Origin of the sequence: Nonomuraea composti, assembly GCF_012034275.1 — a bacterium.
Classification (GTDB): Bacteria; Actinomycetota; Actinomycetes; order Streptosporangiales; family Streptosporangiaceae; genus Nonomuraea; species Nonomuraea composti.
The window spans coordinates 159,896-174,980 of the sequence record NZ_JAATEP010000017.1; the positions used below are offsets into that span (position 1 = coordinate 159,896).

Below are 15,085 nucleotides of genomic sequence, written 5' to 3' on the forward strand. Positions count from 1 at the left end.
GGGCTGTTGTACATGGCTTGCCTGGTCCGTTCCGGCGCCGCTGCGGCCCGCGAGGAGGCTGGCACCGAGCATGAGGAGAGCAGCAGCACGCACGGACATGGTGCTGTCCGCCCGATGTGGCGGACGGGAAGATGAGGCGTCGAGTGTCATGCGATGACGACCGTGGACGTGACCCCGCACCGCGCCGTTCGGCGCGCGACTGCAACCAGGGTGCGGCGCTGTGCCGACGGTGCCCGGGTGGCGGTGGTCGTCGAGGCCGGGCCTGATCGGAGATCCGCTGGTCACGCGCAGGGCGCTTCGCCAAGCGGGAGGTTCGGGCGCGCCCGGTTCGAGGCCGGGCAGCCGTACGGGGAGCCCGCGCAGGCGCAGTCGTTCGGCGGCGAGCCGGGCGAGCAGGCGGTGGCCGCGCTCGCTGGGGTGCAGGCGGTCCATGCTCCACATGCGCGGGTCGTACAGCGCCGGGTGCCGGGCGAGGTCGAGGTGCACGGTGCGGTGCCGTTCGGCCAGGCCGGTCACGATGCCGTTGATCAGGGGACGCGGCGGGCCGGCGGGCGGCGGAACGCGTCCGGAACACGCGGCAGCAGGCCGGGATCGGGCAGGGTGGCGGTCGCCACGATGCTGCCGGCACCGGTGAGCCCGGCGATCGCCTGCTCCAGGTCACGGGCGATCGCCGTGGGGGCGAACCGGCCGCGCAGCGTGTCGTTCACGCCGATCAGGATCGTGGTCACGGAGGGCCGCAGGGTCAGCGCGCGGGGAAGCTGCTCGCGGGCCAGGTCCGCGGAGCAGGCGCCGCAGACGGCGAGGTTGGTCAGGGCGAAGATCACCGTGTCGAACCGCTCGGCGGTGGCCCGGTTGAGCGGGCCGGCCAGGCGGCGGCCGGGCAGGTGGAGCAGCCGCCGCCTGGCGATGAGGACGCGGTAGCCGCCCATCCCGGGGACTGCGGGGCCGGGCAGGGTGATGCGGCGTCCGGTGCGGGTCTGCTCGTCGCGGGCAGCGGGCCCGGGCACGATCAGAACGGGTTCGTGACCGGCGGCGAGGTAGCCGGCACCGAGCTCGTCGAGCGCGGTCCGCAGCCCACCGGAGACGGGAGTGACGAAGTTGGCGATCCTGACGATGCGCACGTCTGGAGGGATTGCCGTCCATTCGGCACAGCGGGGTAACAAGGCGTGACGGGGAGCATAAGAGTGCTCGACAGATCGGGCTCACGCGCTGGGAACGCCACAGACCGTCAGGGTGCGGGCGGCCTGCCCGAGATCGAGCGCGACCACGAGGGCGTGGTCAGTGGAACTGGGGCACGATCAGGTACAGGCCGTAGAGCACCACCGCCGCGCAGGCGGTGAAGCAGAGCGTGGCCGCGGCGACGGCGCCGGAGCCGCCGTCGCCGCGGTGTTCCCGTACGGACCGGCGGGCGGAGAGAGCCCTCACGCCGAGGGAGAAGACGACCACCACCGCGACGCTGACCGCCAGGCTGACCACGAAGACCTGACCCAGCGCGCCCCACTTGACATCCATGACGTCCTCCTCAGGTCAGGCGGCGGCCGGCTGCGGGGTGCCCGGCAGCTCGTTGACGTTGCCGGCGTGCACCGGGTCGCGGCGGCCGGCGGCGTACAGGCCGGCCGCGGCGGCGACCGCGACCAGGGCCGCGACGGTGACGCCGAGCGTGCCGGTGGTGGCCACGGCCGCCGCGACGCCTCCGACGGCGGCGGCCGCGGGCAGGGTCAGCAGCCAGGCCAGCGCCATCCGGCCCGCCACTCCCCAGCGCACCCGCGCCAGCCGCCGGCCCAGCCCGGTGCCCAGGATCGCGCCGGAGACGACCTGCGTGGTCGACAGCGCGAAGCCCAGGTGCGAGGAGGCCAGGATGACGGTGGTCGCGCTCGCCTCCGCGGCGAAGCCCTGAGGGGGCTCGATCTCGGTGATGCCCTTGCCCATCGTGCGGATGATCCGCCAGCCGCCCAGGTAGGTGCCCAGGGCGATGGCCAGCCCAGCGGCCCCGATCACCCAGAACGGCGGCGCGGAGCCGGAGGCCAGCGTGCCCGTCGAGATCAGCGTCAAGGTGATCACGCCCATGGTCTTCTGCGCGTCGTTGGTGCCGTGCGCCAGCGACACCAGCGAGGCCGAGACGATCTGCCCGAAGCGGAACGTCGCCGTCACCGGCTCGTGCCGGGCCCTGGCCGTGATGGTGTAGGCCAGGTACGTCGCGGTCATCGCGACGAACCCGGCGATCAGCGGTGAGGCCAGCGCCGGGACGAGCACCTTCTCCAGCACCGTGCCGAAGTGCACGCCCTGCACGCCGGCGCCCACCCACACCGCGCCGATCAGCCCGCCGAACAGCGCGTGCGAGGAGCTGGACGGCAGCCCCAGCAGCCAGGTGAGCAGGTTCCACAAGATCGCGCCGATCAGCCCGGCGAACACCATGGGCGGCGTCACCAGCCGGTCGTCCACGATCCCGCCCGAGATCGTCTTGGCCACCTCCACCGACAGGAAGGCTCCGGCCAGGTTCAGCACGGCCGAGATCGCCACCGCGGTCCTGGGACGCAGCGCGCCCGTCGCGATGGAGGTGGCCATCGCGTTGGCCGTGTCGTGGAATCCGTTGGTGAAGTCGAAGGCCAGCGCCGTGATGATCACCACGACGACCAGGAACGTCACATGCTCCATGACTGGATGTCCCATCCGTTCCGCCGTGCCCGTGAGGTTAGGCGCGCACGGTGAACCGGCGATGAACCCTCGGCGGGCAGCACGCGACGAAGTCGCAGCGGGCGCGGCTCGACGCGTCACCTCTCCCGCGCCCCCGTCGTCTACCTAGAAGGAGGCACTTGGTACGCGAGAAGGGAGGTAAGGCGTGAGCGACAGCGCGATGAGGACCGTTCCGAAGGCCGTCGCCCGGCCGTCGGGCTTTCTCGACGATCGCCTGGGCGCAGCCGGCTTCCTCAAGCGGAACCTGCGCAAGATCTTCCCCGACCACTGGTCGTTCCTGCTGGGTGAGATCGCGCTCTACTCGTTCGTCATCCTGCTGCTGACCGGGACGTTCCTGACGCTCTGGTTCAAGCCCAGCATGACGGAGGTCGTCTACGACGGCTCGTACGCGCCGCTCAAGGGCGTCATGATGTCCGAGGCGTACGCGTCGTCGCTGGAGATCAGCTTCGACGTGCGCGGCGGCCTGCTCATCCGGCAGATGCACCATTGGGCGGCGCTGCTGTTCGTGGCCGGGATGATGGTGCACGCGCTGCGCGTGTTCTTCACCGGCGCGTACCGCAAGCCGCGCGAGATCAACTGGCTGATCGGCGTGGCGCTGCTGACGCTGGCCCTGTTCGAGGGGCTGACCGGCTACTCGCTGCCCGACGACCTGCTGTCCGGGGCGGGGTTGCGGGTGACCGAGGGGGTGGTGATCTCGCTGCCGCTGGTGGGGACGTACATCCGGTTCTTCCTGTTCGGCGGGGAGTATCCGGGCGATGAGGTCATCTCGCGGTTCTACTCCATCCACATCCTGCTCATCCCGGGCATCATCCTGGCGCTGGTCACGGCGCACCTGGTGCTGATGTGGGTGCAGAAGCACACGCAGATGCCGGGCAAGGGCCGCACGAACCGGAACGTGGTGGGCGCGCCGTTCTACCCGGCGTTCATGGCCAAGTCGGGCGCGTACTTCCTGTTCACGCTGGGCACGGTGGCCGGGCTCGCGACGTTCGCGCAGATCAACCCCATCTGGCTGTACGGCCCCTACACGCCGGCCGACGTGTCGGCGGGCTCGCAGCCGGACTTCTACCTGGCCTTCCTCGAGGGCGCGCTGCGCATCATGCCGCCGTGGGAGATCAACGTCCTGGGCTTCACGCTGCCGCTGAGCGTCATCATCCCGGCGCTGGTGCCGCTGGGCATCATCGTCGTGGGGATGGCGGCCTACCCGTTCGCCGAGCGCTGGATCACCGGCGACCACCGCGAGCACCACATCGCCGACCGGCCGCGCAACAACCCGCACCGCACCGCGATCGGCATGTCGGCCGTCGCGTTCTACGGCGTGCTGTGGTTGTTCGGCGCGAACGACGAGCTGTCCACGACGTTCCACATCAGCCTGAACGCCACCACCTACGCGGGCCGGGTGCTCGTCATCGCGGCGCCGGTCCTGGCGTACGTGCTCACCTATCGCATCTGCCTGGGGCTGCAGCGGTCCGACGCGGCGCTCGTCGCGCACGGCGTGGAGACGGGCGTGATCAAGCGGCTGCCGCACGGCGAGTTCGTCGAGGTGCACGCGCCGCTGTCCGAGGAGAGCGAGGCGCACCTGCGCGGCAAGGAGCCGGTGCCGATGCTCCCGGCGGGCGCGAACGGCTCGGGCGTGCTGCCCGAGCGCCTGCGGGGCCCGCTCGGCGGGCTGCGCGGCCGCATGTCCAGGGCGTACGGCGGGGAGAAGGTCCCGCTGGCCAACGGCCACGCGCCGGGGACGCTGGGCAACGGCCACGTGCCCAAGAAGCAGGGCGTGCTCCCGCCCCACTGACGCCGTTGCGGGGCCGGAGGGCGAGGACGGGTCCGGTCCCGCAACGGTCCGGCCCCGTAACGGCCCCGCAGCGGTTCCACCGTGGTTCCGCTCTCACGTCCGGCGCGGGCGCGACGGCAGCGCGCCCCGCCGGCCGTCGGCATGCCGGCATTATCGGCCCGGACCCTTCCCCGGAGGAGGAACACCGGCAAGCATGACATCGCCGTCGTACTGGCGCTCCGCCCCGTACAGAACGGATCATCAGACCATGGCGACCGAGCATCCCCCAGGCCCGCCGGACGACGAAGGCGATGCGCCGGCGCGGGCGTTCGAGCAGCACGAGCCGCTGCTGCGGGCGGTGGTCCTCAGCATGCTCGGCGATGCCGAGGCGGCGGAGGAGGTGGTCAGCGAGACCCGGGACCGCTGGCTGGCCCCGGTGGGCGAGCCCGCCGGGCGGCCGGAGAGCGAGCTGACCCGCCTGGCCACCAGGCTGGCGCTGGCCCGCCTGCGCGCCGCGCGGCAGGCCGGCGAGGAGCACATCGGGCCGTGGCTGCCCGAGCCGCTGCGGGACGAGCCGGGGCTGAGCCTGGCCGAGTCGGTGTCGGCGGCGCTCAGCACCGCCATGTGGGCGCTGCGCGCCGACGAGCGGCTGGTGTTCCTGCTGCGCCACGGCTTCGGGTTCTCCTACGCCGACATCGCCGCGGTGACCCGCAAGCCGGAGGAGAAGGTCCGCCGGCTCGACGGCGAGGCCAGGTTCAGGATCCGCGGCCAGGTGCGGCCGCCGCGGTAGCCGCGGGGTGTGCAACTGTGGAAGCGCATGGTTGCACACCCCGCTGGACGCGCCCGGCCGGTCAGGAGTCGGGGTGGCCGGGCAGGGCGAGGTCGAGCTCGCGCAGGCGGTCCGGCTCGCCGATGACCTCCACCGAGGTGATCCGGTCGTCGTCGATGCCGAGCAGCAGCACGAGGCGCAGCCGCCCGCGCGGCGCCACCACGATGCCGAGCTCCCCGCCGACGAGGATGGGCTCGGCGAAGTGGGCCCGGCCGCTGTTGGTGAGCGTCTCCTCCGCGATGCGGCGCGCGCCGCGCACCTCCAGCTCCTCCTGCGCCGGGAGCGCGACCCGGTCGCCCCTGCGCACCACGTCGGGCGCCAGGACGGCCATGAGGGCCTCCAGGTCTCCGGCGCGGGAGGCGGCCAGGAACGCCTCCACCACCTTGCGCCGGCGGGCGAAGTCGGCCGGCGGCACGCCGGTGTTGCCGTGCACGCGCTGCCGCGCCCGGCTGGCGAGCTTCTTGGCCGCCGACGGGGTGCGCTCGACGATGCCGGCGATCTCGCCGAACGGCACGGCGAACAGGTCGTGCAGCACGAACGCGACCCGCTCGGCGGGCGTGAGCGTGTCGAGGACGACGAGCAGCGCCAGCCCGACCGAGTCGGCGAGCACCGCTTCGTCCTCCGGGTCGGCCACGTCGCTGGGCGGGGCGAGCTGGTCGAGCTCGCCGAGGTCGGTGTAGTCCTCCCTGCGGCGCTGACGCGAGCGCAGCATGTCCAGGCAGATGCGGGCGACGATCGTCGTGAGCCAGGCCTGCACGTTGCCGACCGCGGAGGTGTAGGCCGAGGAGGCCCTCAGCCACGCCTCCTGCGTCGCGTCGTCGGCCTCGTCGGCCGAGCCGAGCATCCGGTACGCGATGTTGCGCAACCGCTTGCGGGAGTGATCGAAGTGGGCGGCCAGTTCGGCCTGAGTGTCCATCGGTCACCTTTCCTGGAGACGGGGCGTCGTATCAGGTGGAAAGCGCTCGCACGATATGCGTGGTTTTGACAGGGGACGGGGTGTCGTGCTGATGGTGGTGCGTCATCTGACCAGCGGCGGTGGAACGACAGCGGACCGTGCTGCCGGAGGGCGGCGGGCAGTGTGCGACATGCCTCTCATCCTTCCATCCTCCCGCCACTGTGCCCCCGTCGCGACGCGACCCCCGTATCCGGGAACCCGCGTGCTCGTGCGGGCGCGATCCATTCACGGAGTCGTCGGCTTTCCGCCGCACTGTCCAATCCCGGTCAACAGGGCAGACATCGGAGCACTGGCTATACCGAGGGTCGATCCTTAAGCTGACGAATGGCCGTGCCAGACGTGAAGAATGCGCTCCCGTCCCGTTTCCTTTCATTAGGAAGGTCCAGCCGTGACCCTTCACACCACAGCCGAAGCAGTTCGAAATGAAGCGATTCCCCTGCCACCGGGAGAGGATCTGCTGCGCCAATTACCGGAGGAAGTCGTCCCCATCGGCGACCTGCTGCCGTCCTTCTCCCCCCGGGAGCGGCACGAGGACCCGGCGCACGTGCGCCGGCTGGCCGAGACCGGCGGCGGCGCCGAGCCGCTCCTGGTGCACCGCCCCACGATGCGCGTCATCGACGGCATGCACCGGCTGCGCGCGGCCACCATGTGCGGCTGGTCGCACATCGCCGTGCGCTTCTTCGACGGCAGCGAGGCCGACGCGTTCGTGCTGGCCGTCCAGCTCAACGTGCGGCACGGCCTGCCGCTGACCCTCGAGGAGCGCAGGGCCGCCGCCCGGCGCATCATCGCCTCGCACCCCGACTGGTCCGACCGCGCGATCGCCGAGCGGGTCGGGCTCAGCTCCAAAACCGTGGGCAAGGTACGCCGCGAGGCCGGCGCGTCCTGCCTGGCCACCCGGCTGGGCCGGGACGGCAGACTCCGGCCCGCCAGCAGCGTCGAGGGGCGCCGCAGCGCGGCCGTCCTGCTGGCGGGCGACTCCCAGATCTCCCTGCGCGAGCTGTCGCGCAAGACCGGCCTGTCGGTGGGCACCGTGCGCGACGTGCGCGACCGCCTCGACCGCGGCCAGGACCCCGTGCCCGACCGCCTGCGCGGCCAGTACCGCCGCCCGTCCGCCGACGGCGCGGCCCCGGGGAAAGGCGCCACTTCGGGGAAAGGGGCAGCCTCGGGGAAAGAGGTCGCCAAGGCCATGTCCGAGACCTTGTCGCTGGTGCGCAAGCTCACCCGCGACCCGTCATTGCGGGCCACCGAGTCCGGCCGCACGCTCCTGCGGATGTTGCTCGCCGCCGAGGCCGTCACCCTGCGCTGGGAGCACATCTCCGAGGCCGTCCCGGCCCATTCCGTGCCGCTCGTGCGATCGGTCCTGCTGAAATTCTGTGACGACTGGAAGCGGCTCGCGGACCGCGTTCCGCAGCACATCTCCTAGCCGGGACTTCCTTATTCATTCGCCTTTCAGAAATGCGGAGAATTCGCCATGCCCGAAAACGGCCACTATCCGGGAAACAGCGCCGACATAGCCCTGAGGAAGAAGAACCGGGCGACCGTCGAAAAGTACATGAACACTCGGGGCGAGGAACGGCTGCGCCGCCATCTGCTGTTCACCGAGGACGGCACCGGCGGCCTGTGGACCAACGACACCGGCCAGCCGATCGTCATCCGGGGCCGCGACCGCCTCGCCGAGCACGCGGTCTGGTCGCTGCGCTGCTTCCCCGACTGGGTCTGGTACAACGTCCAGATCTTCGAGACCGGCGACCCCGGCTTCTTCTGGGTCGAGTGCGACGGGGAGGGCGCCATCCGCTTCCCCGGCTACCCCGAGGGCCACTACCGCAACCACTTCCTGCACTCCTTCCAGCTGGAGGACGGCCTGATCCGCCGGCAGCGGGAGTTCATGAACCCCAACGAGCAGCTGCGCGCGCTCGGCATCCCCGTCCCCGAGATCAAACGCGAGGGGATTCCGACCTAGGAATCCCGCAGACAACCGAGGGAGAGCCGTGGACCACGCGATGCCCGACATCCGGCTCAGCGCCGCGCTGCAGCAGCCGGCCTGGGAAGACCTGTCGCAGGTGCAGCGCGTACGAGAGGTGCTGGCCGCCCGCCCGCCACTCGTACGGCCCAGCGACGTGCACGTCCTGCGCACGCTGCTCGCCGCGGTCGCGGCGGGCCAGTCCCTGGTCATCCAGGCGGGGGACTGCGCCGAGGACCCCGAGGAGTGCACGCAGGAGCACGTCAGCCGCAAGACCGCCGCCCTGGACGTGCTGGCCGGGGCCCTGAAGATGGTCGGACGCAAGCCCGTGCTGCGCGCGGGGCGCATCGGCGGGCAGTTCGCCAAGCCGCGCTCCAGCCCCGTGGAGAAGGTCGGCGACCTGGAGCTCCCCGTGTTCCGCGGGCACCTGGTCAACGGCCCGGAACCGAGCCCCGAGAGCCGGCAGCCCGACCCCTTGCGCATCCTGACCGGCTACATGGCCGCCAGCGACATCATGGAGCACCTGGGCTGGCGCGGCTCCTCCCGCCGCCCCGCCAACGACCCGCCCACCTGGACCAGCCACGAGGCGCTGCTGCTCGACTACGAGGTCCCCATGCTGCGTCGCGACCCGTCCGGGGCGCTGGTCCTGGGCTCCACGCACTGGCCCTGGATCGGCGAGCGCACCCGCCAGCCCGACGGCCCGCACGTCGCCCTGCTCGCCGAGGTGGTCAACCCGGTCGGCTGCAAGGTCGGCCCGAAGACGACCCCCGAGGAGCTGCTGGCCCTGTGCGAGCGGCTCGACCCGGACCGCGAACCGGGCCGCCTCACCCTCATCGCCCGGATGGGCGCGGGCACCGTGACCCGCGCGCTGCCGCCGCTGGTGGAGGCCGTCCGGGACGCCGGCCACCCGGCCATCTGGCTGTGCGACCCCATGCACGCCAACACCGTCACCACCCCCGGCGGGCGCAAGACCCGCCTGGTGCCCGAGCTGATGCGGGAGGTCGGCGGGTTCGTGGCCGCGGTCGAGGCGGCCGGCGGCGTGGCGGGCGGCCTGCACCTGGAGACCACCCCCGACGACGTGGTCGAGTGCGTCGCCGACGAGAACGACTTCGACGAGCTGGGCGAGCGCTACACCACCCTGTGCGACCCCCGGCTGACGCTCTGGCAGGCGGTCTCGGTGATCTCCGCCTGGGGCGACTGAGAGAAGGAGAGCCCATGCCCGGCATTCCCGCGATCGAGCCCTATCCGCTGCCCACCGCGGGCGACCTGCCCCGCGGCCCCGTCCCGTGGATCCCGGACCCCGCCCGCGCGGTCCTGCTCGTCCACGACATGCAGCGCTACTTCGTCAACCCCTTCCCCTCGCCCACCCGCGACGAGCTGGTGCGCGGCATCGCCCTCCTGCGCTCGCGCGCCGCCGCGCTCGGCGTCCCCGTGGGCTACACCGCGCAGCCCGGCAGCATGACCGAGGAGGAGCGCGGCCTGCTCAAGGACTTCTGGGGCCCCGGCATGCGCAGCACGCCCGCCGACCGGCTCGTGGTCGACGAGCTGGCCCCCGAGCCCGGCGACTGGATGTTCACCAAGTGGCGCTACAGCGCGTTCTTCCGCTCCGGCCTGCTGGAGCGGATGCGCCGCCTGGGCCGCGACCAGCTCATCGTCTGCGGCGTGTACGCCCACGTGGGCGTGCTGATGACGGCCGTGGACGCGTTCACCAACGACCTGGAGACCTTCCTGGTGGGCGACGCCGTCGCCGACTTCAACGCCGACTATCACCGGATGGCCCTGGAGTACGCCGCCGAGCGCTGCGCCGCGGTGGTCACGGCCAAGGAGGTGTTCACATGAGCGACCTGCTCGGCACCGTGCTGGGGCCGAACCCGCCGTCGTTCGCGCTGCTGCACCGCCCCGAGGCCGCCGGGCCGGGCACGATCGACGTCCTGACCGGCACCGTCACCCACCCCTCCCGGCTGGCCGGGATCCCGCTGCCGGACCTCGCGCGAGACGGCGGCCCCCGCCACGAGGTGCTCGTGGTCATCCCCTACCGGCAGATCGCCGAGCGCGGCTTCGTCTGCGCCGACGACGGCACGCCGCTGATCGCGATGGCCGTACGGGCGCAGCAGACGGTCACCGTACCGGAGGCGCTGGCCCGCATCCCCACCCCGGACATCACCCTGACGGGCGGCCGGTTCGACGTCGGCGACGACGACTACGCCGAGATCGTCCGCAGGGTGATCAAGGAGGCCATCGGCGAGGGCGAAGGCGCCAACTTCGTGATCAGGCGCGACTTCGTGACCGCCATCGACGGGTACGCGCCGCACCACGCCGTGGCACTGTTCGCCCGGCTGCTGGAGGTCGAGTCGGGGGCGTACTGGACGTTCGTCATCCACACCCCCGGGCGCACGCTCGTGGGCGCGACCCCGGAGCGGCACCTGACGCTGCGCGGCGGGGTGGCGACCATGAACCCGATCAGCGGCACCTACCGCTATCCGCCCTCCGGGCCGAACCTGCCCGAGGTGCTGGACTTCCTCGCCGACCGCAAGGAGTCCGAGGAGCTGTACATGGTCCTGGACGAGGAGCTGAAGATGATGTCCAGGATCTGCCGGCCGGGCGTGCGCGTGCTGGGGCCACGGCTGAAGGAGATGGCGCGGCTGGCGCACACCGAGTACTACATCGAGGGCGACAGCGCCTGGGACATCCGCGACATCCTGCGCGAGACCATGTTCGCCCCGACGGTCACCGGCAGCCCGCTGGAGAACGCCTGCCGGGTGATCGCCCGCCACGAGCCGCACGGCCGCGGCTACTACAGCGGGGTCGCCGCGCTCATCGGCCGCGACGACTCCGGCGGCCGGACGCTGGACTCCTCCATCCTCATCCGCACCGCCGACATCGACGCCGTCGGCGGGGTGCGCATCGGCGTCGGCGCCACCCTCGTCCGCCACTCCGACCCGGCCTCCGAGGTGGCCGAGACGCGGGCCAAGGCCGCCGCGCTGCTCGCGGCGCTGCAGCCGAGGAACGCCGGGCTGGGCGGGCACCCGCGCGTGCGCGACGCGCTGAGCCGCCGCAACACCTCCGTCGCGGGCTTCTGGCTGCACGGCCGCACCGAGCCGGCCGCCGTCCCCGCCGGGCTCGCCGGCCGCTCGGCGCTGGTGATCGACGCCGAGGACACGTTCACCTCGATGCTCGACCACCAGCTGCGCGCGCTGGACATGCGGGTGACGGTACGCCGCCACGACCAGCGGCCCGACCTCGACGGCCACGACCTCGTTGTGCTGGGCCCCGGCCCAGGAGACCCCCGGGACGCCGGCCACCCCAAGATCGCCTACCTGCGGGCGGCCGCCGCCGGGCTGCTGGCCTCGGGCCGCCCCTTCCTGGCGGTCTGCCTGAGCCACCAGGTGGTCTGCGACCGGCTCGGCCTGGAGCTGCGCCGCCGCCCCACGCCCAACCAGGGGGTGCAGAAGGAGATCGAGCTGTTCGGCGTGCGGGAGCGGGTCGGCTTCTACAACACCTTCGCCGCCCACTGCGCCGCGGACGCCATCGACGTCCCCGGCGTCGGGCGGGTCGAGATCTGCCGCGATCCCGGGACCGGCGAGGTGCACGCGCTGCTCGGGCCGCACTTCTCCACGCTGCAGTTCCACGCCGAGTCCGTGCTGACCCAGAACGGGCCGCGCGTCCTCGGCACGCTGATCGAGAGGGTGCTGCGGCCATGACGGCGGACCAGGCGGTACGGGCGGCACAGCACGAGTACGTCGTCGTGGACGCCTTCACCGACACGCCGCTGAGCGGCAACCCGGTGGCCGTCTTCTTCGGCGCCGACGACCTGCCGGCCGCCCGCATGCAGAGCATCGGCAAGGAGATGAACCTGTCGGAGGTCACGTTCGTGCTGCGGCCCGAGCGCGGCGGCGACGCGCGCGTGCGCATCTTCACCCCCGTCAACGAGCTGCCGTTCGCCGGCCACCCCCTGCTGGGCACGGCCATCGCGCTCGGCGAGCGGCTGCCGGGGGAGCGGCTGTTGCTGGAGACGGCGATGGGCGTCATCCCGTTCGAGCTGGAGCGCGGCGGCGGGCGGGCGGTCGCCGCCCGGATGGAGCAGCCCGTCCCGGTGTGGGAGCCGTTCGACCGGACCGGGGAGCTCCTGGAGGCGCTCGGCGTCCCGCGCTCGGAGCTGCCCGTCGAGATCTACACCAACGGGCCGCGGCACGTCTTCGTCGGGCTGCGGGACATCGCCGCGCTCTCGCGCGTCGACCCCGACCAGCGGGCCCTGGCCGGCTTCCCCGACATGGCGGTCAACTGCTTCGCCGGGTCCGGCACGAGCTGGCGCAGCCGCATGTTCTCGCCCGCGTACGGCGTCAGCGAGGACGCCGCGACGGGCTCGGCCGCGGGCCCGCTCGCCATCCACGTGGCCCGGCACGGCCGCGCCCCCTTCGGCCGGTGGATCGACATCCACCAGGGCGTCGAGATGGGCCGCCCGTCGCTGATGCGGGCCTGCGCGAGCGGCGACAGCCGGCAGATCACGTCCGTACGGGTCGGCGGCGCGGGCGTCACCGTCGCCCGCGGCGTCATCCACGTCTGAAGGAGGCACGCGTGAGCAGCAGGTTCGAAAGCCTGACGGGCCTGGTGGACGAGGCGTTCCCCGAGTACGACCGGCCGCCGGCCGAGCCGATGGACCTCCTGCGGCGCTGGGTCGAGGAGGCGAAGGCGGAGGGGGTGCGCGAGCCGCTGGCCCTGGCGCTGGCCACCGCCGACGCCCGGGGCCGCGCCTCCACCCGGATGGTCGCCGTCATCGACGTCACCGACCGGGGCGCGCTCTTCACCAGCCACAGCAGCAGCCGCAAGGGCCGCGAGATCGCCGAGACCGGCTGGGGCTCCGGGGTGCTGTACTGGCGCGAGAGCGGCCGGCAGATCATCCTGTCGGGCCCGATCGTCCAGGTGCCCGACGACGAGGCCGAGCGGCTGTGGGCCGCCCGCCCGCCCCAGCTGCACCCCATGTCGGCGGCCTCCCGCCAGAGCGAGCCGCTGGAGGACGCCGCCGCGCTGCAGGCCGAGGCGGACCGGCTGGCCGCGAGCGACGGGCCGCTGCCGCGCCCGGCCCGGTTCGCCGGTTACCGGCTGGAGCCGGCCGCCGTGGAGTTCTGGGCCGCCGCGGCGACCAGGCTGCACCGCAGGCTCCGCTACGACAAGACGCCCGCGGGCTGGCAGGCCCGCAGGCTGCAACCATGAGAGGAGTTCACAGGTGACTATCAAGACGGATTTCGACGCGGTCGTGATCGGCGCCGGATTCGCCGGGATCTACGCGTTGCATCGGCTGCGCAACGAGCTGGGGCTGAAGGTCAGGGCGTTCGAGCGGGCCGGCGGGGTCGGCGGCACCTGGTACTGGAACCGGTACCCGGGGGCGATGTCGGATGTCGAAGGCTTCGTCTACCGGTACTCCTTCGACCGGTGGCTGATCGACAACGACGTCTGGCGGACCCGCTACATCCCGCAGGCCCAGATCCTGGCGTACCTGGAGGCCGTGGTCGAACGCCACGACCTGGGCAAGGACATCCAGCTGAACACGGGCGTCGAGTCCGCCGTCTACGACGAGTCCGGCCACTTCTGGGACGTCACCCTCGACGACGGCAACCGCTGCACCACCCGCTACCTGGTCACCGCGCTCGGCCCGCTGTCGTCCAGGAACATCCCCGACTACCCCGGCCGCGACCTGTTCGCCGGCCGGATCGTGCACACCGGTGCCTGGCCCGCCGACCTCGACATCACCGGCAAGCGCGTCGGCGTCATCGGCACCGGCTCGACCGGCACCCAGTTCGTCTGCACGGCCGCCGGCCTGGCCGAGCACCTGACCGTCTTCCAGCGCTCGCCGCAGTACTGCGTGCCCTCCGGCAACCGCCCGCTGACGGAGGAGGAGCGGGCCGCCTACCGGGAGGGTTACGACCGCATCTGGGAGCAGGTGCGCGCCTCGCGGGTGGCCTGCGGCTTCGAGGAGAGCGACGTGCCCGCGATGAGCGTGACGGAGGAGGAGCGCCGGCGCGTCTTCCAGGAGGCGTGGGAGCAGGGCAACGGCTTCCGCTTCATGTTCGGCACGTTCGGCGACATCGCGACCGACCCGGCCGCGAACGAGGCCGCCGCGGACTTCATCAGGGGCAAGATCAAGGAGATCGTCCGTGACCCGGAGACCGCGCGCCGGCTCACCCCCACCGACCCGTACGCCAAGCGCCCGATCTGCAACTCCGGCTACTACGAGACCTTCAACCGCCCCAACGTCACCCTGGTCAGCCTCAAGGAGACCCCGATCAGGGAGATGACCGCCAGGGGCGTCGTCACCGAGGACGGCACCGAGCACGACCTCGACGTGCTGGTGCTGGCCACCGGGTTCGACGCGGTGGACGGCAGCTACCGCACGATGGACATCCGCGGCCGCGGCGGCCGCGACATCCGCACCCACTGGAAGGACGGCCCCACCAGCTACCTCGGCGTGGCCACCGAGGGCTTCCCCAACCTGTTCATGGTGCTCGGCCCCAACAGCGCCTTCAGCAACCTGCCGCCCGGCATCGAGACCCAGGTCGACTGGATCGCCGAGCTGATCGAGGCGGCCGAGGAGCGCGGCGCCGCCGCCGCCGAGGCCACCCGGCAGGCCGAGGACGAGTGGACGCTCGCCTGCCAGATCAGCGCCGGCCACACGCTCTTCCCGAAGGTCGACTCCTGGATCTTCGGCGCCAACATCCCCGGCAAGAAGAACAGCGTCATGTTCTACTTCGGCGGCCTGGGCGCGTATCGGGCCAGGTTGAGGGAGGTGGCCGAGGCCGGATACCCCGGCGTCACCTTCCACGGGGCCCGGTCGTCATAACGAATGAGGGGCCCCACTTATCGCATCAAGAGATTCCACCGGAA

The 15,085-nt window shown here is 72.2% G+C and carries 14 protein-coding genes; 10 read left to right on the forward strand and 4 right to left on the reverse strand.

Annotation, left to right across the window (positions count from 1 at the left end; all coding sequences use genetic code 11):
• Positions 1-527: 527 nt before the first annotated feature.
• The 3 genes from HCN51_RS58190 to HCN51_RS24620 all read right to left on the reverse strand — a co-directional run bounded on the left by HCN51_RS58190 (position 528) and on the right by HCN51_RS24620 (position 2,655).
• Positions 528-1,121 carry a GDSL-type esterase/lipase family protein gene (locus tag HCN51_RS58190; protein WP_206067689.1) on the reverse strand — a complete coding sequence of 198 codons (594 nt, stop codon included), beginning with the start codon at positions 1,119-1,121 and terminating at the stop codon, positions 528-530.
• 157 nt (positions 1,122-1,278) lie between these two features.
• Positions 1,279-1,512 (reverse strand): hypothetical protein, encoded by a 234-nt coding sequence (locus HCN51_RS24615; RefSeq protein ID WP_168011905.1) that lies wholly within the window; start codon positions 1,510-1,512, stop codon positions 1,279-1,281.
• Between the two features lie 15 nt (positions 1,513-1,527).
• Positions 1,528-2,655 (reverse strand): inorganic phosphate transporter, encoded by a 1,128-nt coding sequence (locus HCN51_RS24620; protein ID WP_168011907.1) that lies wholly within the window; start codon positions 2,653-2,655, stop codon positions 1,528-1,530.
• A gap of 199 nt (positions 2,656-2,854) precedes the next feature.
• Between HCN51_RS24620 and qcrB the strand changes: the two genes are divergently transcribed.
• The gene (gene qcrB / locus HCN51_RS24625; protein ID WP_168012005.1) at positions 2,855-4,483 is read left to right on the forward strand and encodes a cytochrome bc1 complex cytochrome b subunit; all 1,629 of its coding nucleotides are present in this window, start codon (positions 2,855-2,857) and stop codon (positions 4,481-4,483) included.
• A gap of 247 nt (positions 4,484-4,730) precedes the next feature.
• The gene (locus HCN51_RS24630; protein ID WP_168011909.1) at positions 4,731-5,252 is read left to right on the forward strand and encodes a sigma factor-like helix-turn-helix DNA-binding protein; all 522 of its coding nucleotides are present in this window, start codon (positions 4,731-4,733) and stop codon (positions 5,250-5,252) included.
• A gap of 61 nt (positions 5,253-5,313) precedes the next feature.
• Here the strand turns inward: HCN51_RS24630 and HCN51_RS24635 are convergent, their stop codons facing one another.
• A complete protein-coding gene (locus tag HCN51_RS24635) occupies positions 5,314-6,207 on the reverse strand; it encodes a sigma-70 family RNA polymerase sigma factor (protein ID WP_168011911.1) in 894 nt (297 codons plus the stop codon).
• Positions 6,208-6,634: 427 nt separating this feature from the next.
• Between HCN51_RS24635 and HCN51_RS24640 the strand changes: the two genes are divergently transcribed.
• From HCN51_RS24640 to HCN51_RS24675, 8 genes are read left to right on the forward strand one after another with little or no spacing between them, the layout of a single operon-like run.
• Complete coding sequence (locus HCN51_RS24640; RefSeq protein WP_346433770.1) at positions 6,635-7,669, forward strand: ParB N-terminal domain-containing protein; 1,035 nt, start codon at positions 6,635-6,637, stop codon at positions 7,667-7,669.
• Between the two features lie 48 nt (positions 7,670-7,717).
• Positions 7,718-8,206, forward strand: coding sequence for a PhzA/PhzB family protein (locus tag HCN51_RS24645; RefSeq protein WP_168011913.1), 489 nt, complete (start codon positions 7,718-7,720; stop codon positions 8,204-8,206).
• Between the two features lie 28 nt (positions 8,207-8,234).
• Positions 8,235-9,407, forward strand: coding sequence for a 3-deoxy-7-phosphoheptulonate synthase (locus tag HCN51_RS24650; protein ID WP_168011915.1), 1,173 nt, complete (start codon positions 8,235-8,237; stop codon positions 9,405-9,407).
• A 14-nt stretch (positions 9,408-9,421) separates the two neighbouring features.
• A complete protein-coding gene (locus HCN51_RS24655; protein ID WP_168011925.1) occupies positions 9,422-10,045 on the forward strand; it encodes an isochorismatase family protein in 624 nt (207 codons plus the stop codon).
• Positions 10,042-11,907, forward strand: coding sequence for an anthranilate synthase family protein (locus HCN51_RS24660; protein ID WP_168011927.1), 1,866 nt, complete (start codon positions 10,042-10,044; stop codon positions 11,905-11,907). Before HCN51_RS24655 ends, HCN51_RS24660 begins: the two co-directional genes overlap by 4 nt.
• Positions 11,904-12,770: a PhzF family phenazine biosynthesis protein gene (locus HCN51_RS24665; RefSeq protein ID WP_168011929.1), complete on the forward strand. Its 867-nt coding sequence runs from the start codon at positions 11,904-11,906 to the stop codon at positions 12,768-12,770. The genes HCN51_RS24660 and HCN51_RS24665 overlap by 4 nt, the downstream gene beginning before the upstream one ends.
• 11 nt (positions 12,771-12,781) lie before the next feature.
• A complete protein-coding gene (phzG, locus tag HCN51_RS24670; protein ID WP_346433771.1) occupies positions 12,782-13,417 on the forward strand; it encodes a phenazine biosynthesis FMN-dependent oxidase PhzG in 636 nt (211 codons plus the stop codon).
• A 13-nt stretch (positions 13,418-13,430) separates the two neighbouring features.
• Positions 13,431-15,041 carry an FAD-dependent oxidoreductase gene (locus HCN51_RS24675; protein WP_168011931.1) on the forward strand — a complete coding sequence of 537 codons (1,611 nt, stop codon included), beginning with the start codon at positions 13,431-13,433 and terminating at the stop codon, positions 15,039-15,041.
• Positions 15,042-15,085 lie beyond the last annotated feature (44 nt).